This window comes from Roseibium sp. MMSF_3247 (assembly GCF_030733765.1).
In the GTDB taxonomy this organism is placed as follows: Bacteria; Pseudomonadota; Alphaproteobacteria; order Rhizobiales; family Stappiaceae; genus Roseibium.
The window spans coordinates 190033-216750 of sequence record NZ_JASHII010000002.1 but is presented as its reverse complement, the minus strand read 5'-3'; the positions used below and the strand labels follow the sequence as shown (position 1 = coordinate 216750).

20 protein-coding genes are annotated in these 26718 nt (G+C 56.8%); 6 read left to right on the top strand and 14 right to left on the bottom strand.

Translation table 11 applies throughout. The features are described 5' to 3' along the window. Nucleotides 1–80 precede the first annotated feature (80 nt). Nucleotides 81–368, top strand: a complete 288-nt coding sequence (locus tag RBB44_RS06455; RefSeq protein WP_306146573.1) for a DUF1330 domain-containing protein — start codon at nucleotides 81–83, stop codon at nucleotides 366–368. A 115-nt stretch (nucleotides 369–483) separates the two neighbouring features. On the opposite strand, the gene RBB44_RS06450 is transcribed toward RBB44_RS06455, so the two are convergent. Beyond that, nucleotides 484–720 (bottom strand): hypothetical protein, encoded by a 237-nt coding sequence (locus RBB44_RS06450; RefSeq protein ID WP_209177384.1) that lies wholly within the window; start codon nucleotides 718–720, stop codon nucleotides 484–486. 149 nt (nucleotides 721–869) lie between these two features. Here RBB44_RS06450 and RBB44_RS06445 point away from each other — a divergent pair, with 149 nt between their 5' ends. Together RBB44_RS06445 and RBB44_RS06440 are read left to right on the top strand one after the other, a co-directional pair. Beyond that, entirely contained in the window at nucleotides 870–2243 is a 1374-nt protein-coding gene (locus RBB44_RS06445) for a hypothetical protein (RefSeq protein ID WP_306146572.1), read from the top strand. Nucleotides 2244–2296: 53 nt separating this feature from the next. Continuing rightward, nucleotides 2297–2932: a heme-binding protein gene (locus tag RBB44_RS06440; RefSeq protein ID WP_306146571.1), complete on the top strand. Its 636-nt coding sequence runs from the start codon at nucleotides 2297–2299 to the stop codon at nucleotides 2930–2932. A 203-nt stretch (nucleotides 2933–3135) separates the two neighbouring features. Here the strand turns inward: RBB44_RS06440 and RBB44_RS06435 are convergent, their stop codons facing one another. The 11 genes from RBB44_RS06435 to RBB44_RS06385 all read right to left on the bottom strand — a co-directional run bounded on the left by RBB44_RS06435 (nucleotide 3136) and on the right by RBB44_RS06385 (nucleotide 16872). Further along, on the bottom strand, nucleotides 3136–3732 hold the full coding sequence (locus RBB44_RS06435) for a trans-aconitate 2-methyltransferase (protein WP_306146570.1): 597 nt from the start codon (nucleotides 3730–3732) through the stop codon (nucleotides 3136–3138). 60 nt (nucleotides 3733–3792) lie between these two features. Next, nucleotides 3793–4974, bottom strand: coding sequence for an ABC transporter permease (locus RBB44_RS06430; protein ID WP_133950915.1), 1182 nt, complete (start codon nucleotides 4972–4974; stop codon nucleotides 3793–3795). Next, nucleotides 4971–5996, bottom strand: coding sequence for an ABC transporter permease (locus RBB44_RS06425; protein ID WP_133950917.1), 1026 nt, complete (start codon nucleotides 5994–5996; stop codon nucleotides 4971–4973). Before RBB44_RS06425 ends, RBB44_RS06430 begins: the two co-directional genes overlap by 4 nt. 254 nt (nucleotides 5997–6250) lie before the next feature. Next, on the bottom strand, nucleotides 6251–8137 hold the full coding sequence (locus tag RBB44_RS06420; protein WP_306146567.1) for an ABC transporter substrate-binding protein: 1887 nt from the start codon (nucleotides 8135–8137) through the stop codon (nucleotides 6251–6253). Next, nucleotides 8134–10020, bottom strand: coding sequence for an ABC transporter ATP-binding protein (locus RBB44_RS06415; protein WP_306146566.1), 1887 nt, complete (start codon nucleotides 10018–10020; stop codon nucleotides 8134–8136). Before RBB44_RS06415 ends, RBB44_RS06420 begins: the two co-directional genes overlap by 4 nt. Nucleotides 10021–10210: 190 nt before the next feature. Further along, on the bottom strand, nucleotides 10211–12091 hold the full coding sequence (locus RBB44_RS06410) for an adenylate/guanylate cyclase domain-containing protein (protein WP_306146565.1): 1881 nt from the start codon (nucleotides 12089–12091) through the stop codon (nucleotides 10211–10213). Between the two features lie 104 nt (nucleotides 12092–12195). Then, entirely contained in the window at nucleotides 12196–12801 is a 606-nt protein-coding gene (locus RBB44_RS06405; RefSeq protein ID WP_306146564.1) for an NUDIX domain-containing protein, read from the bottom strand. 5 nt (nucleotides 12802–12806) lie between these two features. Further along, a complete protein-coding gene (locus tag RBB44_RS06400; protein ID WP_306146562.1) occupies nucleotides 12807–13985 on the bottom strand; it encodes a CaiB/BaiF CoA-transferase family protein in 1179 nt (392 codons plus the stop codon). 27 nt (nucleotides 13986–14012) lie between these two features. Further along, nucleotides 14013–14510 (bottom strand): class I SAM-dependent methyltransferase, encoded by a 498-nt coding sequence (locus tag RBB44_RS06395; RefSeq protein ID WP_133950929.1) that lies wholly within the window; start codon nucleotides 14508–14510, stop codon nucleotides 14013–14015. A gap of 116 nt (nucleotides 14511–14626) precedes the next feature. Beyond that, complete coding sequence (locus RBB44_RS06390; RefSeq protein ID WP_306146560.1) at nucleotides 14627–15625, bottom strand: hypothetical protein; 999 nt, start codon at nucleotides 15623–15625, stop codon at nucleotides 14627–14629. A 248-nt stretch (nucleotides 15626–15873) separates the two neighbouring features. Next, entirely contained in the window at nucleotides 15874–16872 is a 999-nt protein-coding gene (locus RBB44_RS06385) for a hypothetical protein (protein WP_306146559.1), read from the bottom strand. 266 nt (nucleotides 16873–17138) lie between these two features. Between RBB44_RS06385 and pepN the strand changes: the two genes are divergently transcribed. After that, a complete protein-coding gene (pepN, locus tag RBB44_RS06380; protein WP_306146558.1) occupies nucleotides 17139–19784 on the top strand; it encodes an aminopeptidase N in 2646 nt (881 codons plus the stop codon). Nucleotides 19785–19941: 157 nt separating this feature from the next. Further along, nucleotides 19942–22314 (top strand): PAS domain-containing sensor histidine kinase, encoded by a 2373-nt coding sequence (locus RBB44_RS06375; protein ID WP_306146557.1) that lies wholly within the window; start codon nucleotides 19942–19944, stop codon nucleotides 22312–22314. Between the two features lie 119 nt (nucleotides 22315–22433). Here RBB44_RS06375 and RBB44_RS06370 read toward each other — a convergent pair whose 3' ends face one another. After that, nucleotides 22434–23318 carry an alpha/beta fold hydrolase gene (locus RBB44_RS06370; RefSeq protein WP_306146555.1) on the bottom strand — a complete coding sequence of 295 codons (885 nt, stop codon included), beginning with the start codon at nucleotides 23316–23318 and terminating at the stop codon, nucleotides 22434–22436. Between the two features lie 124 nt (nucleotides 23319–23442). Between RBB44_RS06370 and RBB44_RS06365 the strand changes: the two genes are divergently transcribed. After that, complete coding sequence (locus tag RBB44_RS06365; RefSeq protein WP_306146554.1) at nucleotides 23443–23697, top strand: hypothetical protein; 255 nt, start codon at nucleotides 23443–23445, stop codon at nucleotides 23695–23697. A gap of 67 nt (nucleotides 23698–23764) precedes the next feature. Here RBB44_RS06365 and RBB44_RS06360 read toward each other — a convergent pair whose 3' ends face one another. After that, nucleotides 23765–26707, bottom strand: coding sequence for a bifunctional [glutamine synthetase] adenylyltransferase/[glutamine synthetase]-adenylyl-L-tyrosine phosphorylase (locus RBB44_RS06360; RefSeq protein WP_306147304.1), 2943 nt, complete (start codon nucleotides 26705–26707; stop codon nucleotides 23765–23767). Between the last annotated feature and the right edge of the window lie 11 nt (nucleotides 26708–26718).

Sequence of the window (26718 nt, the reverse complement as noted above, 5' to 3'; positions counted from 1 at the left end):
CATACGTCTGCAATTGAAGAATTTTTATCACGACCGATGGTTCTTATGTTGTGCCTGTCGCAATCAACGGAGACTTTCTCATGACCACTCACGCCCTTGCCATGATCACAATCACCGACCGGGAGCTCCTTGGCGCCTATCGCGAAAAGGCCCCGGCGGCGCTCGCCAGACATGGCGGTGCCCTGGTAACCGTTGATCCGGAGCCGATCGTCCTTGAGTCCGCTGGAGACGCGCCCAATATCGCTGCACTTCTATCGTTCCCGGATGCGGATGCAGCAAAAGCATGGATCAACGACCCCGAACTCGCCGATGTGCATGCCCTGCGCAACAAGGGCGGCAGATCCACGATTGTCGTGATCCCGAACTAAAGAGCTTGGAAACAAATGATAAAAGCCGGGCAGCTGCAGTGACGCAGATGCCCGGCAGTCATCTCAGGAGGAATGCGTTTGTCAGGATGGGGCCACAATCGCACTTATTTGTTTTTCAGCTCAGGTCTAGTTTTTGCCTGATTTCCTGAGCCAGAGCTTCCATAGTCTTCAGCACATCCTGCTTCAGGTTGCTCGACATGAATGCAATGTTGTCTTCCGCCGTTTCAAGGTCCTTAGCGAGCCGGGCAAGGTCTGAACAAATCTCCTCGATCTCCGGGTTGGCCGCACAGTTTTCCAAAACAATGGGCCAATCTTCGGGAAACCACGATTTGATCTGCTCCGCATATGACATGAGCCGCCGGAATCTCCTGTGTGGAGCAAGATCGCGGTGCACAACCCATAAGACAAGTGAAACACGGTGACATAAACCGTGACGCGAAACTGCCGCAACGTCATTTTCTATTGTTATTCAACGCCGTTTGATGCAAACATATCGCTATAATGGCAAAGATTGACCCTACAATTGATCCCAGTGAATTTCACGGTGACTCGGCGCAGATTCTGTCAGCTTTGTCGGAGATCCTGGCGAGCGCCACCTTTTGGAACGCGGATCGACTCAAGAGTTTCCTGGAATATGTCGTCCTTGAAACCGTTCACGGGCGCGGCGATGGCATCCGGGGGAAAACCATCGCTCAAGATGTATATGGGCGGCGTGCCGAGACGGACGGGGACCCTGAAAATGTCGTGAGGGTCGACGCACGCCGGCTCCGTCGACGGCTTGCCGAGTATTACGAGGATGAAGGCCGGGATGCGAAGGTTCGCATTCATATTGACAGTGGCGGATACACGCCGCGGTTCGAAACAGTCTCCGATGCAGCGTCCATCGAAATCGACGACCCGTCACCCGCTCCCGACCTTCCCCTCCCCGATCAACCACAGCGACATCGCGCACTGCCATACTGGGTGGCAGGAGCTGCGCTCTTTATGCTGACGGCCTTCGGCGCAACGTTCTTCATCTATGGGTTTCACACTCATTCGAGTGAGATCAGCGCGTCTTCGGGCAGGTTGGTCGAGAGGCAAGCCATCCTGGAGAAGTCTCCGGCTGCGCTGCAAGCCGTCAATATGGCGGAGCAGGCGCGCGATCTCATTTTTCCGATCTTCGACGTTGAGCGGCAGCGGCTGTCGCTCGGTTTTTTCAAAGAAGCTATCCGCCTCGACCCAGACTATGCGGGGGGCTATGCGGGCGCGGCCCAGACCACCGGGACACTTGCTTTGCTGAGCCCGGCCGGCGATCAGAAGGAAACCCTCAAATCCCAAGCGCGGTCGTATGCGGACAAGGCCGTGGCGCTGGATCCGACCGATCCCTGGTCGCAGTCTGCCGCCTCTTGGGCCGCCATGGCGAATGGGGACTATGCAGAAGCAAGCCGGCTGTCGGCGCGGGCAAATGCAATGGCGCCAGCGGATCTTCATATTCTTGAGATTTATGGCACAGTGGCCTTGGCAAATGGTGACTTCCAGCTGGCGCTGGATCTATCGCGGCCCCTCATTGAAGCTCAAGAGAAACTCCACCGCACCGCGAACCGGAATGTCTATGCAGTCGCCAACTTCTTTCTTGGCAACTACGCAGAGACCCTTCAGGCACTTCAGATTGCAGCCGAACAAGGGGAGCCCGTCAGCTCTGGCATGCTGGCCTTCAAGATTGCCGCACACCAAGCCCTGGGCCACACCGAGGCGGCTCAAAGACATGCCAAGATCCTGATGGAAACCTGGCCTATTCCGATCGACGAGGTCATTGCGCGTATCATGCGGGACCCAGCCCACCCGGACCGCGTGGCCGGCTACCTCAAACAGGCCGGATGGTCACCTCCGGACTGAGAATAGGATCGTTTCTACTCGTTCATAGCGGATTGCCGGTTCGGCACCCATCAATGAGTGGTCCTTTCCAGCGCGCTGCGCGTAAACGGTCCATGCTGAAGTATTTTGCAATCACGCTTGGCACGCTCCTTCTACTCGGCGGTATCGGAACACTGCTTTGGTCCAACATGTCGAGGTTTTTGGAGCAGCCGCAATTCACACTGGTTGCGTCCCACGGTCCAATCGAAATCCGGCAATACAAATCAGCGGCCGCTGCAGAGGTCACAGTCCTGGGTGACCGGGACGAAGCGGCCCGCGACGCATTCCGGATCCTGTTCCGCTACATCTCGGGAAACAACGGAGCGGCCGACAAGATCTCAATGACAGCGCCCGTCATCCAAAGCCCAACGAATGCGGAAAGCTGGACGGTCGCGTTCTATCTTCCGTCCGATTTTTCACCAAAAACTGCGCCGAAGCCTGAGGATTCTAGGGTTTCCATAGTCCCGATCTCGGACGCGACGGTTGCGACGATCCGGTTTTCCGGGCGATGGTCTCCGCAAAATCTGAAAGAGCATCAGGCAAGACTTGAAGCGTTCTTGCAAGAAGAAGGGCTCACGGCGCTGGGGCCGCCAACCTTTGCGTTTTTCAACGACCCGTTGACCCCACCGCCCTTCCGGCGCAACGAGGTGCAGATCCGGATCTCCGGATAGCAGAAAAGCAGGACTGCTGACAAAGTCCCGATTCCCCTCCGGCTTCATGTTCGGACTTGTTCCGAACATCCATAGCATATTTAAAAATTGGATCCTCGGCACAAGGCCGAGGATGACTACTGAGAGGTATAAGGCTCTATTTCAAGCTCAGGCCTCTCGTATCAGGACGAGCGGCACTCGTTTCTCAACATATGGGGTCCGGATCAGGCGACCGGTTTCACCAACCGCATACGCCAGGTCACACTGCCCTTTTTGTCCGACGTCAGCCGATAATCATCGAGCACGTCCCATTTACTCGCATCATCCGTGGCATCCCACAGCTTCTCAATGAGCTTGTTGGCACCGGAGTTCGGTTTGTTCGGAGAATACATCGACAGAGCGATCACGCCGTCGTCCTTGAGGTACGGCAGGTAGCGCTCAACAACGGCCGCCGGATCTTCGGCAAAGTGAAGAACCTCATTGAAGACGATGGCTGAGAACCGTTCATTTGCTTCCGGTTCAAAGGTGTGCATGTCGCCAGCGCGCAAGGACGCGATTTCCGGATCGACATTGGCAATCTTGAGCGATGCCGGAGACAGATCCATGCCGACGTACCGCTTGACGCCCATCGGGTGGAGCCGTTCATAGAGCAGCCCTTCCCCGCAACCGATGTCCAGCACCTCTTCAATCGAGTTGGTCAGGTTGAGCCACATGCCGATAATGCCGTACCGGCCGCTTTCGGGAAGTGACCGCAAAAAGGCCCAGCGCCCGGCGACATATTCCTCATCCCAGCCTTCGGCAGTGCTCGCATTGTTTGACATGATTGCTCCAATAGACGGGGCGGACCCCTTAGGCCCGCCGCATAATAATTTATCTCGTGATCACTTATAGGGATCAGCCGCGTCGCGCAAACCATCACCGAGGAAATTGAAGGCCAAAACCACAATGATGATCGGGATCACCGGTGCCATCAGCCAGGGATAGACGGTTACGACCGAAATGTTTTGCGCCTCGTTCAGGAGAACGCCCCAGGAGATGGCAGGTCTTCGAAGCCCCAGATTGAGGAATGACAGAGCCGTCTCGCCAAGGATCATTGCCGGGATCGACAGACTGGCCGAGGCAATGATGTGACTGGTGAAGCCGGGCAAGAGGTGACGCGTGATGACCCGCTTTGGCTTGGCTCCCATCATCACCGCAGCCTTGGCGTATTCTTCTTCGCGGAGAGACAGAAGTTTCGATCGGACGGCACGCGCAAGTCCCGGCCAATCGAGAAGTCCAAGGATAATTGTGAGGCCGAAGTAGACCCAGACTGGGCTCCAGGTCACGGGCAAGGCCGCAGACAATGCCATCCAGAGCGGCAACTCGGGAAGCGACCGCATTATTTCGATCAGCCGCTGGATGAGCGTGTCCGCGATACCCCCGAAGTAGCCGGCAATGCCGCCAAAGAACAGGCCAAGCACAATGGAGATGGTGACGCCAACCAAGCCGATCGTCAGCGACAGCCGCGCACCATAAACCAGTCCTGAGAACTGATCCCGGCCCAACCGATCGGTCCCGAGGAGAAATGCCGTGCCTCCGTCAGCGGGACAAAACAGATGGAACGTTGCCGGGAACAAACCCCAGAACTCGTAGTCGTCCCCTGAACAGAAGAAGCGGAGTGGCTGCACTTTTTCCAGATCAGGAGAATACTCCCACTGGAGCGTTTCCATATTGATTTCTGATTTCAGTCCATAAACGAAGGGCCCGACGAACTCGCCTTCATGGAACAGATGCAATGGCTGCGGCGGGGCATAGAGATGATAGCTGTCCCGCGTGTCCGGTGCATAAGGCGCAATGATCTCGGCAAAAGGGACGCAGAGGTAGAAAATCAAAAGGACAACGCCGGACCAAACAGCCAGTTTGTGGCGTTTGAACTTCCACCACATGATTTGCCACTGGGAGGCTTGGTAGAACCGCTCCTGTTCCGGACTGAGCTCTTCGACCACAGCCGGATTGAACGGCTCGGGATCCACATAATGCTCGACTTCGCGCACCGGTGTCTTGTTCTTGAGGTCGTCGCTCATGACGAGGCCCTCCCGCCGAGCCGGATTCTGGGATCAAGCACGGCCAGCAGCAGGTCGGAAATCAACATGCCGATCAGGGTCAGGACAGCCACAAAGAGAAGCACAAATCCGGCAAGGAACTGATCCTGAGACTGCAGCGCGGACAAGAGGACCGGACCGACTGTCGGCAAGCTCATGACAACCGACACGATCACAGATCCCGAAACAAGCGAAGGAATAAGATTGCCGATGTCTGCGATGAACGGATTGATGGCCATCCGCAGCGGATATTTGACCAGGAGCTGGCCTTCTTTCAGGCCCTTTGCCCGGCCTGTTGTTACATATTGCTTGTGCAGTTCATCAAGCAGATTGGCCCTTAGGCGCCGGATCATGCCGGCCGTCCCCGACGTCCCGATCACGATGGTCGGGACAATAAGGTGTGCCAAGACTGACATCGCCTTGTCGAAACTCCAGGGCTGGTCGATGTACTCCGGCGCCATCAACCCGCCAACAGACAAGCCGAACCACTGATTGAAGAAATAAAGAAGGATCAGCGCGAGCAGAAAGTTTGGTGTGGCAAGGCCCACATATCCGATGAATGTGAAACCGTAATCACCCCAGGAATACTGCCGCGTTGCCGAGTAAATGCCGATCGGAAAAGACATCACGTAGACGAACAGAATGGTCGCGAAATTCAGGACAATTGTTAGCGGCAAAGTCGGTCCAACCACTTCCGCCACCGGCTTGTCGAACTCAAACGACCAGCCCCAGTTGCCCTGCAGCAACCCGTCCAGGCCATGCGGACCTGGCCACAGACCCACCCAGATCAGGTACCGCTCGAAGAACGGACGGTCGAGGGAAAACTCTTTGCGGAGGAACTCCAGTTTCGCAATAGACGATTGCTCGCCGGACGTTTTCAGCGCGGCGATCTGGTTCGAAATGTAATCGCCCGTCGGCAACTCGATGATGAAGAACACCAGAAAGCTGATCACGAACAATGTCGGGATCATCATCAAGATCCGGCGCAGAATGTAATACAGCACCTAATTTCCCCTCAGCCTCGGATCTTCCGCTTCATGGCTCCGCAAAGTTTCGGGAGCCGGGCGACGCTGAAGACCCAAATGCCATACCGGCAGAAAGCCAAACTGCCGGTTATTGAGGCGGCTCGTTGACAACGGTGCTTTGACAACTCCGCTGCTTCTCTTGCCGCCTCCAACTATCGGAACAGCGCTCTGTTCTTGCGCTGTTCTGGGCCGGGCCGGTTCCATCGAACCGACCCGGCCTCTTGTCGCAAACCTTATTCGTCCATATAGAATTCATCCATCCGATGAATGCCGTAGTGTGCGCCCGGATCCCACCCGTAGATGCCTTCGAGCGGTACGTTCTTAACGCCCTTGATCACGACCGGCTGGCGTACGCCCGACACCAGGCCGATGCGAATGGTTTCTTCAGCATGGATCTGCAGCATTTCCTGCCAGATCTTTTCGCGCTCTTCGCTCGTTTTCGACACCAGCCAGGACTGATAGAGCTCCATCAGGCGTTGCGCCGGTGCCCAATCCATGGGTTCGCCGCCCACGCCCTTGGTTTCGTAGTGATCGCCCCAGGCATGCCAGGTCAGGCTCTCCGATTGAACCGGAGCCAGGTCATTCGGGCTCATGTCCGCGGTCGGGATGCCGTTCTCCATGCCCCACCAGACCGACATCACAAGTTCGCCGGTGATAGCGCGTTCCCGCAGGTTGTCACGCTGGCTCGGCTTGGCGAACAGTTTGACGCCAATCTCGGCCCAGTTTTCCGCGATCAACTCAAGAGCATCCAACTGTGTTTCGTCTTCGCCGGATGTCTCCACGATGATCTCAAGCGGACGGCCATCGCTCATCAACCGGATGCCATCCTTGTTGCGCTCGGTCAGACCGATTTCATCAAGAAGAGCGTTGGCTTGATCGACATCATGTTCCGCCCACTTGGTGGTGAACTCCGGCTGATGCAGCGGGCTTTGGCTCAAAACCGTGTCATTGCCCGGCGTTCCAAGACCGAAGAACAAAACGCGGTTCAACAACGTCCTGTCGATGCCAAGCGACAAAGCGCGGCGGAATCGGGTGTCGCGCATCAACTCCCGCCAGACCGGATCCTTGACCGTGAGGTTCGGCAGGATCGACATCTCCGAGCCTTTGGCATTGGACCAAAGCGCGGTGATGTAGTCGTTCAGCTTCTCGCCCTTTTTCAGCACCGTGATGTCTGAGAAGTTGAGGTTCCGCGCCTGAAGATTGGTTTCGCCGGCCTGTGTCTTGGCCGGTATCAGCTTGCCATCGGCGACTGTCATGATGATTTCGTCGATGTAGGGCAGCTGTTGTCCGGTCGAGTCCACCCGGTGGTAGAACGGGTTTCGCACAAGAATAAACCGAAGGTCGCTGCTGTCGTCTCTGCGGACCCATGGCTGAAGACTGGGAAGGTCGACATTGCGCGCGCTGTACATGTCGTCCTTCTTGTTGTGCAGCGGTGCCCAGCTGCGGGCCTTTACCTTCTCAGCTTCCGCCGCGATGGTCTCCGGATCGCCGTATTTTTCATGGAACTGTTTCAGATAATGCGCAGGCCGGTAGATAAACGGCGGGCGCGCCTTGGCAAGCTCTGTCAGAAACAGCGGGTTCGGCGCATCCCAGGTAAACCGGACAGTTGTTTCGTCCAGAACTTCGAACTTTGGTCCTTTTCCGTCGGCCAGCAGGAACGGCGGCAGGCCTGATGGTGTCAGCTCGGGATTGCTGACAACATCTTCAAAATAATACCGGATATCTTCCGCACCGAAAGGGTGGCCATCGGACCATTTGTGCCCTTCGCGCGTGTGCAGCGTAAAGATGCGTCCTTCCTCAACATCAACGCTTTCCAGAATGTCCGGCACCAACTCGAGGTCTTCGGTGTACCCCATCAGGCGCGCATAACCCCACACGTTGATGAGGCGAACATCTTTGGACCGGCCGATCAGTGTGTTCAGCTTGCCACCATGTTCGCCAACCGTCCGCCCTTTGGCTTCAAGGTCAACGATTAACGGCTCTGATGGCACCCGCTCCGCCACAGGTGGAAGCTTCGGATCCAGGCCCGGAGTTTCTTCAAGATCCAGCGCGGACACTGGCCCGGCCAGCGCAAAAGCGGCAAGGAAGACACCTCCACCAAGAATGCGTTTCAGTTTCATGCTGCAGTCCCCTCAAGTGCTCCGGCATTCTTAAGACCGGGTGCACAGACAAAATGCTCTGGTTCCATCTCAAATAAAGACGGAACATCTTCATTGGTGACGCGGAATGGCTCCGGCCACAGGTGCGGTTCGGATGCGCGATTGGCATCCAATGCCGAGAAATCTAGCGGCGTCGACAGATCCGGTTCCGGCACCGCAGACAACAAGGCTTTTGTATATGGGTGAAGCGGATTGGACACGACTTCGCGCGTTTCTCCAAGCTCCACCAGCCGTCCACGGCACATCACGGCGATCCGGTCGGCGATATAGTCGACAACCGCAAGGTTATGGCTGACAAACAAGTATGTCAGACTGAGGTCGCGCTTCAGATCCTGAAGAAGATTCAGGATCTGCGCCTGCACTGACACATCGAGGGCCGATGTCGGCTCATCGCACAGGATGAACTCCGGATTGAGCGCAAGCGCCCGGGCAATGCCAATCCGCTGCCTCTGACCGCCGGAAAACGAATGCGGATAGCGCCGCAGAAACCGCGGATCAAGGCCGACCAGGCTTATCAGGCTGCGGACACGTTCAGAGCGCTCTTCCGCTGTACCGATCCCATGGACTTCAAAGGGCTCTGCCAGAATATCGTTGATGGTCATGCGCGGGTTGAGCGACGAGAACGGGTCCTGGAATATCAGCTGAACCCGCCGCCGGTAGTCCATCAGATCATCGCCGGTGAGATCAGCTATGTTTTCCAGGCCCTTGCCACGGTTATAGACAACCTCGCCACGTTCCAGATGAAGGGCACGCAGGATCGCCTTTGCGGCAGTGGTCTTGCCTGAGCCGGACTCGCCCACGAGCCCCAGGCATTCGCCGCGTTTGATGGTCAGGTTGATGTTATCCAGCGCCTTGAGCGTCTTTGGCTTGCCGCTGAACAACGATCCCTTGCGCAGGGTGAATTCCTTGGTCACACCGCGCATTTCCATCAAGGTCTCGCCCGGCAGGACATCGCATTTTGGACGGTTTCGGGTCAGGTCTTCCGACTTCACTTCAATTGGCCTGATGGGGACCAATCGTTCGGACTTGTCCATATGGAACCCGGGCACAGCGTTCAGCAGCGCCTTCAGGTAGTCGTGCTGAGGGTTGCCGAACAGCTGCTCAGCTGTGCCCTTTTCCATAATCCGGCCATGATAAATCACGGCGATTTCGTCGGCCATGTTGGCCACCACACCGAAGTCGTGGGTGATCATCAAAACCGACATTCGAAGTTCGGACTGCACATCCTTGATGAGCTTGAGAATTTCCGCCTGGATCGTCACGTCCAACGCGGTGGTGGGCTCATCGGCAATTAGAAGTGCCGGATTGCAGATCATCGCCATGGAAATCATGGCACGCTGGCGCAAACCACCGGACAACTCGAACGGATATGTGTCCAGGGCCCTTGCGGGATCTGGAAACTGAACCAGACGCAACATTTCCTGGGTCAGTTCGCGCGCTTCCGGTGCGGACACGTCGCGGTGGAGTTTTGCGGCCTCGCCGATCTGATCGCCAATCGTATGCAACGGCGACAGAGAGGTCATCGGCTCTTGAAAGATAATCGCAACACGGTTGCCGCGCAGATGGCGCATCTGCGGCCCCTTGCGGTCCAGCGAGGCAATGTCGACCGGCGGTTCTGCGCCGGTTGGATCGGACAGGATCACTTTTCCGGATGTCACCGAAGCGATCGACGGCAAAAGGCCCATGATTGTCTGGGAGATAACCGTCTTCCCAGAACCCGATTCCCCGACAAGTGCGACTGTCTTGTTCTCCGGGACCACGAAGGAAACATCGTTGACCGCCTTGGTCCGTCCCTCGGCAGTATTAAACTCTACCGTCAATCCCTCGATGGAGAGAACATTCACCGTCAAATTCCTCCCGGGCCAAGGTTATCGCACTGATGCTTACCCAGCCTGTGTTGCGAAACAAAGACAACCAAATTTACGCTGTATTAGCAACGCAATAATCCGGAAGCGGTGCTGTGATCTAGATCACGTCAACCTGATAATGCCTATCATACGCGCAACTTACACACACGTTACGATTTGAAGGCGGTTACTCCGCTGCGGAAACCGGCGCTTTCGATGCTTCATTTGCGGGCAACACGTCAGTCGCCCTTGGCGCCAGCCAGTAGACTTCCATCCGCCCGGACCGGCCACGCAAGTAGTGTTCGCCGACCTCTGTCTGGCTGTGTTCATTCGGCAACCGGCATACGGTGTCTGCGCTTGCTAGAATTGTGATCTCCGGCTCACCGGCCACTTCCCGGCCCAAATGCTGCAGCCGTTCCGCAGCGTTCACTGTGTCGCCGACCACCGTGTAGTTCCACCGGTCCAGAGCGCCAACATTGCCAACCAGCACAGGTCCCGTGTGGATCCCGATCCGCATCCTCAGCGTCACACCGCCTTCGGCTTTGGCCGTTTCGTTTGCCTGCATTTGGGCGGCTGCAATGCGCCGGGCTGTCCGGACGGCTGCTTCTGCGTGATCCGGCTGGTCATCCGGCGCGCCGAAGAATGCCAGCATCCCGTCGCCCATAAACTTGTCGACCGTGCCGCCCTCGCTCTCCACCGCATCGACCAAAATTGCAAAATGCTGATTGAGGAGCGCGGCCGCCTGTTCAGCGCTCATGTTTTCAGAAAGTGCCGTGAAACCCACAATGTCGGTAAAGAGGATCGTCAGCTCCGCCTTGCGTGCCTCGGCGGCCTTTTGCCCGCCAAGGCGCATGAGTTTGATGAACAAGGATCGCGGCACATAGGTGTTCATGGCCTTGAGGCCTTCCACCATCGCATTGAAGGCAGAGGCGACCTGATCCATCTCCACGACCCGGCTGCGCGGCAATGGCTCAACGTCTTGAAGCGACAGGGTCGCAACCCGCTCGGACTGACGTGCAAGGTTGCGCAGCGGTCTGGAGACCCGGCGCCCCATCCAGATCGCGATGAGGACGGAGATGACCAAAGCGCCCAGTCCGACAAAGCCGGATCCCGCCAATCGCCTTACCTCCCGCGAGACCGTTGCGCCAAGGTAATATTGCCCAACCGTCAGAGGCTGATCACTGAAGCCAGGGACGATCCGCCGCATCATCAAATACTCATCCTCGGCCGCTTCAATGATTGAAACGTCGATCCCGAGCTCTGAAGCGCGCTCAAACTCTTCGAGTTTTGTTTCATCACCCATGGCGGCCAAGACCGGGTCACCAATTGTGTCCCATGACCCCGGTAGGTTTTCGGCAATGCTGCCGCCGGTCTGGATCCAGTCCGCATCGGAGTGCATCAAGACATCTCCGTTGCCATCGAGGATGAAGACGGTGTTGTTGACGCCCTCATCCTGGCTGGCAACGATGATCGACAGGTTTTCCATCGTGGTTGCCGCCGTCAGCACAGCAAACATTTCACCATCATGCACCAACGGCGCGGAGACGTTGGCAAAGAGCCCCACTTCATGGCGCATGATCGGGCCCCATGTCGGTGGGCTGTCAGCGGAGAGCACCGGGACGACTTCGTCTCTCATGCCCGGCGGCGGCGCGTCTGAATTGATCCGCCACAGCTTGCCGTTTTTTGCCCTGTAGACCCCGAGACGTCGGCCATCTGCATAAGTGATCGCCAGCGTGGTCAGGTCCGTGTTGGTCTGCAGCGCGATTGAAAAATCTTCGTAGATCCGGTTGCGATCCTCGATCGACAAGGTGCCGTCTTCAAAGAAAGGCTTCAGGCCAACCACCGCATTTTCAACTGACTGGAAGTGCGTGCGCACCTGGGTCTCAAGCGACTGCGTGCTCAAGATCGTTTTGTCGTTCAACAGGGAGAAGGTGTTCTGGAAATTGGCGGTCACTGAGAGGGCCAGGACCAATCCGATGGCCAATGCCACAAACCCACCGAAGCCGAGCCCGACGATCGTCGTCAGCTGCAGCCGGACACGCCGGGGTTTGCGAAAATTCAGCGCCATCTGGCTCCGTCCTGAGTTTGCCTTAAGATCGTAATGCCTGACAGTTGCCTTCAAATTAAGGCAGCCGCCGCGAAGAATACCATCCGATTGTTTCTCCTGCGGCTTCAGTCTTTTGCGGCTCGAAGTTCACGCAGTTCCAGATCCTGCAAGAGAATCACCGTTTTGGCATCCCGGATACGACCATCGGACACCATCTGAAGCGCCTCTTCCAGTGGAATATGGAGCACTTCGATGTCCTCTCCTTCGCTTTCAGCACCGCCCCCCTCGCCTGTCCGGTGGCGCTCCTGATAGCAGCCCCGGAAATAGGACAAGACCTCCGTAATGGACCCGGGGCTCATTTGCAGATCGAAGAGATGTTCCAGCTCCGACACTTCAAAGCCGGTTTCTTCCATCAACTCCGCACGCATCCGCTCTTCCGGGTGCGCACCTTCAAGCAAGCCAGCCGGTGCCTCGATGAACGTTGCGGAACCATCAGTGAGCCAAACGGGCAAGCGGAATTGACGCGTTAGAAGAACACAGCCGGTTTCCGGATTGTGCAACAAGCACGCCGCACCATGGCCCCGGTCATAGACTTCGCGGGTCTGCCGCTGCCAGGTTCCGTCCCGGCGCCGGTAATCAAGCGTGTACTTGGTGACCTTGCCCCAATTGTCCGACAAAAGCTCTTCGTTCAGGATCTTGAGGAAGTCAGTCTCCTTCGCGGGCGCGCTCATTAAGATCAGCCTTTGTCCGTCAAACCAAGCTCAGCCAGGATCTCGGCGGTGTGTTCACCAAGTGCGGGTGCCGCCCGCTCAAGGACAAGCGACCCGTTCTTGAACCGGATTGGTGTCCGGACTGATGTCACAGATCCGCCATCCACATCCGTTGCAGGCAGGTCGACTTTCATCTCCCGGTGATTGACTTGCTTGTCTTCAAAGACGTCTTGCACCGAGTTGATCGGACCGGCTGGAACACCCTCCATTTCCAAAGCCGCGAGGAGATCGTCCCGCGCCCGCTTCGCGGTCTCTTCCGTCAGGATTGCTACCAGTTCCGTTCTGGACGCAACCCGTGCGGCATTCGTTGCAAACTTTGGATCGTCGGCAAGCTCCGGACGGCCGAGCACACCGCACAGGCGCTTGTATTGCCCGTCATTGCCCACCGCGATGATGAGGTGGCCATCACTGGCAGGAAAGACCTGATACGGCACAATGTTGGGGTGCGCATTGCCCAGCCGCTTTGGGGTTTTCCCAGTCACGAAATAGTTGAGCGCCTGGTTTGCCAGAACACCGACCTGGGCGTCCAAAAGCGCCATGTCGACCCATTCGCCCTCCCCGGTCTCATCGCGGCGTCGGAGCGCGGCCAACACGCCGATCACACCGTAAAGGCCGGTAAAGATGTCAGCGAAGGCAACGCCGATCTTTTGCGGGGACCCATCCGGATCGCCGGTGAGGTCCATTATGCCGCCCATGCCCTGGATCATGAAGTCATATCCGGCACGGTGGGCGTAAGGTCCGTCCTGACCAAAGCCGGTTACGGAACAATAGATCAGCTTCGGATTGACCTCTGACAGGCTCTCATAATCAAGGCCGTATTTGGCCAGTCCGCCAACCTTGAAATTTTCGACCAAGATGTCCGCATCTGCTACGAGTTTGCGGACAACTTCCCGGCCTTCCTCGGTCCGGAAATCGACCGTGATCGAGCGCTTGCCACGGTTGCAGGAATGAAAGTAAGCCGCATCGCTCGGCTCACCGTCTTCAGTGCTCAGGAACGGCGGGCCCCAGCCACGCGTGTCGTCGCCCTGCGGGGCTTCAACCTTGATGACGTCGGCGCCGAGATCCGCAAGCGTCTGACCAATCCACGGCCCCGCCAAAATCCGGGCCAGTTCGACGACTTTGATGCCTTTAAGCGGCGCAGTCATTTGGCATGTCCTTGATGTCCGCTGTTTTTAAGCTTCAGAAGTCTTGCGGTAGATAAAGTTCCGGTCCGCCTTGATCCCCTCTGGGTTCGGCAAATACTCGAAATTTGGCAGCTTCAGTTCCAGACCTGTCAGGATATAGCCGCCGACCGCCATGCGCTCGTCAATCATCGGCGCGAGCCAATGAACGGTCGCCAGATCTGTCGTCGGATCACCGGATCCAATATCAATATGCGCAAAAGATGCCTTGCCGCCAACTCGTGGCCCGCAGAACGCCAGCGTGTCCCGAATGTCGCCCTGGATCATGTGCTCTGCATCCGGCGCGCAGCTCGGATGACACGTCAATGCATGATCGAAAACGAAAATTTCCTTGTTCGGATAGATTTCCCGCAAGTGATCGTATGTCCGGCCGTTGCCCAGACCCAGTTCCAAAATGGGCCCTTCAACCTCGTTCACCTTGTCGACAAGGTACTCAAGAATGATCTTCTGAGAGGTCATCCGGCGGATAAAACTGTCCAAGCGGCTCATGCAAAAAGTCCTGACTGTGCAAAGTGTTTGCACTGCATAGACCGGCAGGCGAGCGAGGTCAAAGCTGAACGGGCAGACTTGAAAACGGCCAGGCGCCCTGGGCCGGATCGAGAGGCTCAAAGGAAAGCGATGACACCGACCATGTTCGCGTCCATTTCGACTTGCCTGGCTTGAAGCTCATCCACGTTGGCCTGCACTGCTCGCTGCTGCGTTGTTAACGTCGCCTGAGTGATCCGAATCTGCTGATCGACCAAGCCAGTAAGAACGTTACTGACCTTTGCCGCGAAGGTGTCAGCGGACAATGCCTTATAACCAACCTGGGTCTGAACACTTGCTACATTAAGACCGGTCGCCTGAAACCGCATCCCGGCCAGCACGACTTCGGAAACCGGATAGACCTTTATGAGTGTTCCCAAATAAACCTGAAGACCCCATGTAGCCGTGACCAGCTGCCCTTCGATGAACGCAGTCCAGTTGACACCGCCATTGATCTTCTTTGTGAACCCCCATGTGATCTTGCTGTCATTACCGGATGTGGTGTCGGAATTATCTCCCGATGTTGTTGTGGTGCGGTTTCCTTGCACCGTTTCCGTCTTATTGTTGGCGAGCAATTCCATGTTGCCGGTCTTGTCGCCTGCATTGAGCGTCAGTGTCTTGTTGGTGCCGCTCTTGAGGCTCATGATATCGCCGGACTGAACGTTCACGCTGCCAGTTGTTTCGTGCTCATAATCTCCATTGACTTGAAGATGATGATCCCCGGTTTCGACGAACATCTTTTCTGCGGCCTTCAGAAGGAAATGCCCGTCACAGGCCATCAGAATGCCATGACTGGACTGATCGCTGCTCCCCGCTGATTTTTTGAAAATGTTTTCACTACCCGCGCCCTGAGATTCGATGTGTTTTTGCGGATAATAATGTTGTTGATCTGAAGGGACATTCTGGGCTTGCTGCTCCAAGTCGCAATATCCGCCCAGCCGCAACATCGCCCCAAGGTCGATATTGTCCGGGACTTCACCATCTTCCGTCGGCACTTTCGGCAGATAAAAATAGACGTGCTTGGTGTTGTAATCGACCTTTGAGTCAGATCCTGAATCGTTTGTGTTTCCGTCAGACACCGCATGCCTCCCAGCTTAGATACAGCCCACCGAGACGATGGCACAGGCATCGTTGTGCGAGCAATCGGTCGATTAAATACTGCTATTGTCTGCATTCAGCTTGGATAGAACGCAACTGGCTTGACCACCTAAAATTGAGAACGAACTAGGTTCGAACCCAACTTCTACACGACAGGAGTGAGCTTCAGGCAGCACCAATGAAGCCAAGCTAAGCACAGGTCTCAAATGTTCTCATGGGGAAACCTGAATTATACGAAGACCACAACACCCTTCGTGCTCGCTTCCACTTCGCCGCTGTTCACCCGGGCGATTTCCGATCGGACTTTGAGAATGTGGTCTGACTCCTCCAGGTCGGTTTGCTGGATCTTCATTCCGATACCATCGAGTTTCGTCAGATCACTTCGCAGGTTAGCGATACGGCTTTCGACCGACAATGCCTTATAACCAACCTGGGTCTGGACACTTGCCATGTTCAGACCAGTTGCCTGAAACCGCATGCCGGCAAGTACAACTTCGGAAACCGGATAAACCTTGACGAGGGTGGCGAGATAAAGCTGGAGCCCCCAGGAGGACGTAACGATCTGCCCCGCTGCAAACGCGGAATAAGCCACGTCGAGACTGTAGGTCATCGTCAGCCCCCACGTGGTGATCGTGTTGTTTCCTTTCGTAGAGTCGGTTTTGTTGCCGGACGTATTATTGTTGTTGTCGCCCTGCACCGTTTCTGTCTTGTTGTTGGCGAGCAATTCCATATCGCCGGTTTTGTCGCCTGCGTTGAGCGTCAGCTTCTTGTTGGCGCCGCTCTTCAAGGTCATGATATCGCCGGACTGAACATTCACGCTGCCGGTGGTGTCGTGCTCGTAATCGCCATTGACCTGCAGATGGTGGTCCCCGGTTTCGACGAACATCTTTTCGGCAGCTTTCAAAAGAAAATGCCCGTCACAGGCCATTAGAATGCCGTGGCTGGACTCGGTGCTGCTGCCGGCGGATTTCTTGAAGATGTTTTCGCTGCCAGCCCCTTGCGTATCGATGTATTTTTGAGGGTAGTAATGTAGCTCGTCTGCCGGAAGCTTATGAGCTTGCTGCTCCAGATCGCAGTACCCACCGAGGCGTAACATCGCCCCAAGGTCGATGTTGTCGGCAACTTCCCCATCCTCTGTCGGCACTTTGGGCAGGTAAAAGTAGACGTGCTTGGTGTTGTAATCGATCTTTGAGTCAGATCCTGAATCGTTTGTGTTTTCGTCTGACACCACACACCTCCCAGCAAAGGATCAACCCGCGGAAACGATGGCACGGAGATCGTCACGTCGGCAATCCCATATTGTTCCGCAAACCGCAATCGACTTCAGAACAACATTGAAACAATTGATTTTACTTAACTATTTTAAAACACTAGCACATAGAACACACATCATCCAGTGTCGAGCCAAAGCCGGACGATTGACGAACGTGAGCGAACGTTGCAAGGGAGCATATTGAACTTCCCGATCCGGCAGAGACGTACGCGGAGACATGAATGCCATCTGAAACGCCGACACTCATCAAGCTGGAAGACTACCAGCCGCCGGCCTATCGCATTGAAACCGCGAACCTCAATGTTCTCCTGGATCCCACGGCCACCAAGGTCGTTTCTGAGCTCAAAATCGCCCGACAACCGGATACGAAACCCGGAACGCCTCTCATCCTGGATGGCGATAACCTCAAACTGCTGTCGATCGCAGTTGACGGGCAAACTCTGCCAAGCAACGCGTACGACGTAACACCTTCTGCGCTTGAACTGACACCGCCAACTGGTGACGCATTCACACTGACCATAACCACCGAACTCAATCCGGATGCGAACACGCAGTTGATGGGGCTCTACAGGTCATCCGGGACCTACTGCACGCAATGTGAAGCTGATGGATTCCGTCGTATTACCTATTTTGCGGACCGCCCGGATGTCCTCAGTGCCTACACAGTCCGGCTGGAAGCCCCGCGCGATGCGTGTCCGATCCTGCTTTCAAATGGAAACCTAATCGAGACTGGCTTGGTTGCGGGCACCGATCGGCATTTTGCCGTCTGGCACGATCCCCACCCCAAACCGGCCTATCTGTTTGCTCTGGTGGCCGGGGACCTGGCAAAGATCACGGACAGCTTTACCACCGCGTCCGGCAACCCGATCGAGCTCAACATCTTCGTTGAACATGGCAAGGAAGCGCTTTGCGACTGGGCCATGGATTCGCTCAAACGATCCATGCGCTGGGATGAGGAGGCTTTCGGCCGCGAATATGATCTGGATGTCTTCAACATCGTTGCCGTGTCGGACTTCAACATGGGCGCGATGGAGAACAAGGGCCTCAACATTTTCAACGACAAGTACGTGCTTGCCGATCCGGATACGGCCACCGATCAGGATTACGCCAACATCGAGGCCGTGATCGCCCACGAGTACTTTCACAACTGGACCGGCAACCGGATCACCTGCCGGGACTGGTTCCAGCTTTGCCTGAAGGAAGGCCTCACCGTTTTCCGGGACCAGGAGTTTTCTGCCGACATGCGCTCGCGTCCGGTCAAACGGATCGCGGACGTAAAACTCTTGAAGATGCACCAGTTTCCTGAAGATGCTGGCCCGCTAGCCCATCCGGTGAGGCCGCGGTCTTATCAGGAAATCAACAACTTCTACACCGCGACGGTCTATGAAAAAGGCGCCGAAGTCGTCCGGATGCTGCAAACGCTGCTCGGCGACGACGGCTTCCGGTCCGGATTGGACATGTACTTCGACCGGCACGATGGCGAAGCCACCACGATCGAAGCATTCTTGAAGTGTTTCGAAGATGCCACTGGCACCGATCTTGAGCAGTTTTCACTCTGGTACGAACAGGCCGGCACACCGACCGTGTCTGTCAAAACCGCCCACAATCCAGACAACAAAAGCTTCACGCTGACCCTCTCTCAGGAGATCCCGCCATTACCGGGACAAAAATCGGCAAAGGCGGCCGTGATCCCGCTGAGATTTGGCCTTCTTGGACCCAATGGTCAGGATCTTGAGGTCTCGACGGCAGATGGAAAAGATGTCGTTGGCGACATTATTCTGCTTAAAAAACCGACGCAAACGATCACCTTTCAAAATGTGCCTGATGCCCCGAAGGTCTCCCTGTTGCGCGGCTTCTCTGCTCCGGTCCGCCTGACCCACGACCAGTCAGCTGACGACTTAGCGTTCCTGGCAAAGCACGACAGCGACCCCTACAATCGCTGGCAGACCGTTCAGACGCTGGCCACAAAGACCCTTCTTGCGCGTACTGAAGCTGTCCGCCGCAACACGGATTTCGCAAGCGCTGCAGATCTTGTTGCCGTTCTGCAAACCGTGCTGGAGGATGACCGTCTCGATCCTGCGCTCAAAGCCCAGGCGCTGACGTTGCCAAGCGAAACAGACACTGCCCAGGAGATCGGCAACAACGTTGATCCGGATGCTATTCACACCGCCCGATCCGGCTTGATTGCGGAAATCGCGGATGCGCTGCAACCCCTCCTGCTGCCGCTGGCGCGGGATTACGCCCAAGACAGCGACTTCTCTCCGGATGCATCGTCAGCAGGACAGCGCGCTCTGTCCAACCGGGCCCTGCACTATCATGCTCACTCAAGCAACCCGGATGCCGTTGCCCTGGTCAATGACCGGTTTAATAACGCCAACAACATGACCGACCGGATCATGGCGCTGACCTTACTCGTGCACCACGGCTTCGAAGGCGCAATGGAGGCCCTTCAGGCATTCCGCACCCGCCATGAGAGCAGCGCCCTTGCCATGGACAAATGGTTCGCCGCACGCGCGACAGCCCCGCGCGACGACACGCTCCAAGTGGTTCAGGACTTGATCGCCGATCCGCTTTATGAGCCCAGCAATCCGAACCGTGTCCGCGCCGTGCTGCACTCCTTTGCCACCGGGAACCCGACACAGTTCTCACGCGCGGACGGCAAGGGTTTCATGCTTATTGCCGAATCAGTTCTGGAGATTGACAAAAGAAATCCGCAGGTCGCCTCGCGATTACTGACAAGCTTCCGCTCCTGGAGAGCTTTGGAAGGCCGGAGATCAACCCTTGCTGAATCTGCCCTCTTGAGGGTTTCTTCAAGCGAAGAACTGTCGAGAGACTGCCGGGACATTGTCGACAGGACATTGCAGTAAGTTGCTATATTTGGAAACGTTAACAAGAGCTCAGGTAAAAGCGCGCCTTGTTAACCATTTTCTTCTTCTGTGACTCTAGACAAATACTGACGATTTGATTCAAATGGAAGTGATTCGGAGCTCGGCTTCGGAGCGGCGGAATTGAGGCACACTTCCTATGTCAAGAGCATTTGCGGGCTCCGCTACCGGGCGGCGCAGCGCTAAGGATTCAGGACGTAAAACCAGCGCAGGCGTACAAAGAGCGCTCTGGCGCAACTTCGTGTCTTCCGCCCATAACCACCTTGAACGCTCTGACAGCATGATGCGGCGGCTGATCCCGGCTCTCGCCATCCTGTTTCTCGTTTTTCTTGCCATGTATCGGACAGGCGAACTTGTCGGGCAACATGAAGCCGCCCGCACAGACGCGGAGACCACCCTCAGCCTCATGGCTTCGGTTGTCGCAGCACCGCTCAATGCTTCCGGGAAAGACCTTCCGGCGGCGGGCTACCGAACCACACTGAAGCGCATCCTTGCAGACAGCCTGCCCACAGGCGCGACCAGCAAGGGCCGCATCTTCCTGATCTCAGACACGAACGGCAACATCGCAGCGTCCGCACCGCTCCAACCTTCTCTGGAGGGCCGCCCGCTGACCGACCTCCTAGGTCCGGCGCAACCTCTGACAGTTTTCGGCGAACGCGCAGGCGTTCTGTCCATTCCGGTGAACCTGACCGGCCGTGACGGTTCGGAACCCGTGCTTGCAACCGTTCGCCATCTCGACGGTCAGCTCGGCATGATTGCGGTCTTGCAGCCAGAGACGGTCGTGTTCGCAGACTGGCGCGGTTCACTTTCTGCGAATGTCACCTTGTATGTCGGCGTATCGCTGGTGCTTCTGGCCATTATTTACGGATTCTTCAGCCAGGCCTCGCGCGCCGAACAGGCCGACGAGAACTATGCGGCGACACGGGCCCGCATAGACACTGCCCTCACCCACGGCCGCTGCGGTCTCTTCGATTGGGATCTCTCGCGCGGCCGCATGTTCTGGTCTTCGTCCCTTTATGAACTCCTCGGTCGGGAGCCCAAGGATGACATCTTGAGCTTTTCGGAAGTCTCAGACCTGACGCACCCGGATGACATCGACCTTCTCGGGCTTGCCGAACACCTGCTGGAGAGCGGTGAAACGCTGGTCGACGAAACATTCCGCATGCGCCACTCTGACGGCAGCTGGATTTGGCTGCGGGCACGCGGCGAAATCCAGGTCGATCCAGGCCGGGCCGAACCGCACCTTATCGGCATCTGCCTCGACATAACCGAACAGCATTTACTTGCAGAGCAAAGCCAGATGGCAGACCTACGCCTGCGCGATGCGATCGAGACAATCTCCGAGGCGTTTGTTCTGTGGAACACCCGCAACGAATTGGTGATTTGCAACTCCAACTATCAGTCTTTGCACAATCTGCCGCCGAGCGCCGTCAAGCCGGGAACCCCTTACAAGGATGTTCTGGCCGCAGCTGAAAATGGGCCAGCTTCTCCGCAGCCGGTCCAACTCAGCAAGCGTCAGGGCGGACCGGAAGGATCTTATGAAGCTCAGCTGGAAGATGGACGCTGGCTGCAAATCTCGGAACGCCGGACCAAGGACGGCGGCTTCGTGTCTGTGGGCACCGACATCACCGCGCTGAAAAAGCACGAAGAGCGCCTGACGGAATCTGAGAAACGCCTGAAAGCAACGGTCACAGACCTGCAGCGCTCCCGCAAGATCCTGGAAGTCCAGACGCGCCAGCTCTCCGAAATGGCCGAGAAGTATCAGGAAGAAAAGACACGCGCAGAAGCGGCCAACCAGGCAAAGTCTGAATTCCTCGCCAATATCTCTCACGAGCTGCGGACACCGCTGAACGCCATCATCGGCTTTTCCGATATCATGACGCAGGAAATGTTTGGTCCGCTCGGCACAGATCGGTACGCCGATTATTGCAAGGACATCTATTCCTCCGGCACCTACCTTTTGAACGTGATCAACGACATCCTCGACATGTCGAAGATCGAAGCCGGCCGGATGTCGATCGAAACCGAAGTGGTCAACGCCAGCGAGGCTGCGGAAGACGCAGCGCGGATCATCACGGGCGCCGCTTCGGAAAAGAACATCGTGATCTCTGCAGACGTTGCCGACAATCTGCACGTCGATGTCGACAAACGCGCACTGAAACAGGTGCTCCTCAACCTCCTCGCCAATGCCGTCAAATTCACGCCGGACAATGGGACTGTCACCTTGAAGGCCCGTCCGCGCGGCGACAGGGTCCGGTTTGAAGTGGCTGATACCGGGATTGGCATTTCAGAGCGCGATATCGAGCGGTTGGCCAAGCCGTTTGTTCAGGTGGAAAACCAGTTCACCAAGACCCACCAGGGATCCGGCCTCGGACTTGCAATTGCCCGGTCTCTGGTTGAGCTGCATGGCGGAAAACTTGACATTGAATCTGAGGTCAAGAAAGGGACGATTGTCAGCTTTTCGCTGCCGCTGGCCCGCACCGACAACACTCAGATCGCGCAGTCTGCCTGATCCAAGACCTTGGATCTTCCAGCCTGGGCTGCCAACGAAACAGCCCGATTATCCGCAAGATACGGCCGCAGAGCGTGTTTGTCTCTGCGGCTCCAGGTTTTTGCCAGCGGCTCGGCCGGCTATTGTTTCGAAACGAGCGCTTTGAGAATGTCCCGTGATCGCGTCCAGAGCAGTGAACCGCCCTCGTCCTCAAAGAAATACCGGTTCGCATACTTGAGGCGGGATGCCATTAGCGCTCCACCGTCTGGCGAGTGCACCGGGCTTGCATCCTTGCCGCCATACCAGAGATCCACCGGACAGGTGATTGCGTCCCAAGTGAATGCCCATGGTCCCATCGCGGCAACCGTATCAAGGGCGTAGCCGGTCGGCCCTTGCGCAAACCCGTGTTCCAGAGCGGATTTAAAGGCCGAGTGAAACGGTTCGGACGAATAGACCGCCTGATCCAACTCGGAGCTGGTTGAGATGATGAACTCCAGAAAGCTATCCGGATCGGCAAAGCCTTCGAGCATTGTGATCAATGCCTTGGGTTTGTGCTTGGCATCCCGGACCATCTTCTGAAGCTGGTCGGGCAAACCATTGAAAAACTCCGGCATGGACAGTTCGTCCTGCCCGGAGACCACCGCCAGCCGGCTGACCGGCCCACCGGCCGCGAGCGCCAGAGCGAAAGGCACGCCCTGCGAGACGGCGGCAACAGGGATTGCACCAACGCCGAGATGTCCGATCAGGTCGGCAAAATCATCAGCCACACTTTGCAGGGTTTTGCCGGGATCCGGGTCAGAGCCGCCAAGGCCCGGCCGGTCGGGAGCGATCAGGCGAATGTTCAGTTCATCGAGACAGTCAGCACCAAAGCCAAGCGATCCAGCAGTTCCGGCCCCTGAGATGAATAGAACTGGCTGCCCGGTCTCCGGCCCCCACTCGGACCAGGCCAGTCCACGGCCGTTTTGCAAAGAAAGCTTCGCTGTGCGCTCCGGATTGCGGATCGCGTCAGATGTCGGGAAAGTCAATTGATATACTCCGGGAAATACAAATGGGTCGCGCAAATTTTTAAATGCGCGCTGAGACTGAGGCCGCCGGACGATGCTGTCCCTACACGAGCGCGCACACGCAAACAAGCCTTAAGTGCACCAGATGAAACCACCACTTAAGGGCATCTACAGGCCACATCCTGGATTTCTTTGGAACGAAGTTCGGCTTCGCGCGTTTATTTCGTTCATGAAACTGAAAGGAGACATGATGACAGACCGTGAAAAACGCGAAGCTGAGATCAAAAAAGAAGCCGAGCGCATCAAGAAAGTCGCGGAAAATTCGAGCACCGGCGGCCAGCTGGGCGGCACTTTCTTCGGTCAAGAACACGACGGCGGCATGAACGCAGGCCGCGGATAAAACCATTTTGGCCCCTTTGCCTTTGAGCGCAGCGTATGACCAGCGATCACGGCAAAGGGGCATTTACTTACTGCGATGTTGGCGCGGCCTCGATGATTTCGACCGGGCCAACAAGCCGTTCAAAGATGGCCCGGACACCTTGCTGCATCTCATTCAACTCAGCCTCCAGGCGCTCAAACGCCGGACTGCCCGAAGCCTGAAGCAGTAGATCGAGCACACCGCGCGGGGCATCGGCAGGAACAAATTTTCCAGACAAAGCCAACCGCAGAACCTGGGTTAGGCGGTGATAGAGCCGCAAGGCCTCCAGAAGGTTTCCGGCATCTCCACTTTCCAGAAAGCCGCTGTCCCGCAAGTTCTCCAAAGCCTGTTCGGTTCCTTGAGCCAGAACACTTCGGCTCTCATGTGCATTTGCGAGCTGCAGGAATTGCGCGATGAACTCAATATCGACCAGACCGCCGGCGACCTGTTTCAAGTCCCAGATGTCCTTGGTTCCTTTTTCCTTTTCAATTTTCGCCCGCATCGAGCGGACATCATCGGCCAGGCTTTTCAGGTCTCTCGGCTGAACCAATGTCCCGCAAATGCTATCCTGGATCTTTTGCCTGAAAGCATCGGACGTCGACGCGATCACCCGCCCTCGTGTCAAAGCCATGTGTTCCCAGGTCCAGGCATCCTTTTCCTGATAGGCAATGAAGCCGTCCAGATTGGTGGCAAGCGGTCCCGCATTGCCGGATGGGCGCAGGCGGAAATCAACTTCGTAGAGGGACCCTTCTGCTGTTGGCGCGGATAAGGCCGTGACCAGCCGCTGGGTCAGGCGCGTGTAATACTGGCTGATGGCAAGCGGCCGTTTTCCGTCAGACTGTTTGACGTCCTCAGGGGCTTCATAAAGCAGGATCAGGTCCAGATCAGAAGCCGCAGTCATTTCACGACCGCCGAGCTTGCCCATGGCAAGAACAGCCACCTCCCCGCCAGGCACGGTTCCATGGGTCTCGCCAACATGGGCGATTACTTGCGTCATGATCCGGTCGACCACGACCTCAGCAAGACGAGCGAGCGCAAAACCGACCCGGTCCGCAGATAGCGTGTCGGAGATCAATCGCAGACCGATGAGGAACTGCTGCTCCTGCGCGAAGATGCGGGCCCGATCAAGAGCCTCTTCATAGAACTGCGACTGTGACAGTGTCCGGTCCAATCCGGAGCGGAACTCGTCAACACTTGGCATGGCACCAAAAAATGCCGGATCCAGAACCGCGTCCAAGACATGCACCCGTTTGGACACCGTGTCCGCCATCCGCGGCGCCGCGCCCATGGTTGTCGCCAGCAGCGTGAGGAGTTGCGGATTGGAGCGCAGAAGTGAGAACAGCTGCACCCCGGCCGGCAGTTTGGCCATAAAACTGTCAAAAGCCCGGAGCGCTGCGTCCGCGTTGTCTGTGGCAGCAAGAGCAGTCAACAAGGCCGGATGCATCTCTGTCAGACGTTCGCGGGCCTTTGTCGAGCGAGTGCACGGATACCGCCCGAAATGCCACGCCTTGACGATGGCGGCAGCTTCCGCTGGCTGCTGGAAGCCAAGCTTCGACAGGGTTTCAAGCGTGTCCGGATCATGGTCATCGCCTGTAAACACCAGGTTGCCTGTCTCGGACGAGAGCCCTGGCTCATCTTCAAACAGCTCCGCATAGTGATGCTGAACGTTTTGGAAATGACCCAACAGATCCGTTTTGAACGCCTCCAGCGTGTCGTATCCCATCAAGGACGCGATCCGGGTCAAACCTTCGATATCTTTGGGCAAAAGCTGGGTCTGCTCGTCATTTAGCATCTGGATGCGGTGTTCGACGGTCCTTAAAAACCGGTAGGCGCTGGTGAGCTCGTCCCGTGCCTTTGGGCGGATCCAGTCGGCCTGGGTCAGCCCTTGCAACATGTCGAGGGTCCGGCGTCCGCGAAGCTCCGGATTGCGCCCACCGGCGATCAACTGCTGGGTCTGAACAAAGAACTCGACCTCGCGAATGCCGCCACGGCCAAGTTTGACGTTATGGCCAGCAACCGCAATTGCGCCATGGCCCTTGTGCATGTGGATCTGGCGCTTGATCGATTGCACGTCGGCAATCGCTGCAAAGTCGAGATATTTGCGCCAGATGAAGGGCACGATTTCTTTCAAAAACGCCTCGCCAGCCGGGATATCGCCAGCACAAGGCCGCGCCTTGATTAGCGCCGCGCGCTCCCAGTTCTGGCCAAGCGACTCGTAATAGACAAGAGCTGCGGGAACCGACATGGCGAGCGGTGTGGCCCCCGGGTCCGGCCGTAAACGCAGGTCTGTGCGGAACACGTACCCATCCGCCGTCCGGTCCTGCATGATTTTCACCAGACGCCGGGTCAGCCGCACAAACTCTACCGGGGCTTCGGTGGATCCAGCCATTGGCGCTTTGTCCGGCTCGTACAGCACAATGAGGTCAATGTCGGAGGAGTAGTTCAGCTCATTTGCACCATGCTTGCCCATGGCGAGCACAATCAGGCCTGAGTCGATCTCCGGTTTCTCCGGATCCTTAGGCTCAAACTTGCCGCGGCGGGTCAAGTCATTCAGGCAGAACCGGATTGAAGCGGTCAGCGCTGCATCTGCAAAGCCTGCAAGTGCATGAGTTACCTGATCAAGATCTATGGCGCCGCCGATGTCAGCCAGTCCCAGCGTCAAGGCCAGATCCTGTTTCAACAGGCGAAGCGCCCGCGTGATCCCCGCCTCGTCTTCGGCGGTCGTTTCCTGCGCTGTTTCCAGCAAATCTGCGAGCCGTCGTTCAGGTGAATCGGTGAGGATGCTCAGCAATCGTGCGGCATTGGCCGTCATCAGGTCTCGCAAATACGGCGAGTTTCCGATGACGCCAAGCAGCAGCTGCGCAAGATCGGGCTTGTCCTCAAGCAGCGCTTTCACATCTGCGCCGGCCTCGGGCTGGGCAAGGATATCGTTCAGGAAAAGCTGCGCGTGATCAGGGTCTGCAACGGGCGGAATGATCGAAATCCGCGCCATAAGCGGCTGGT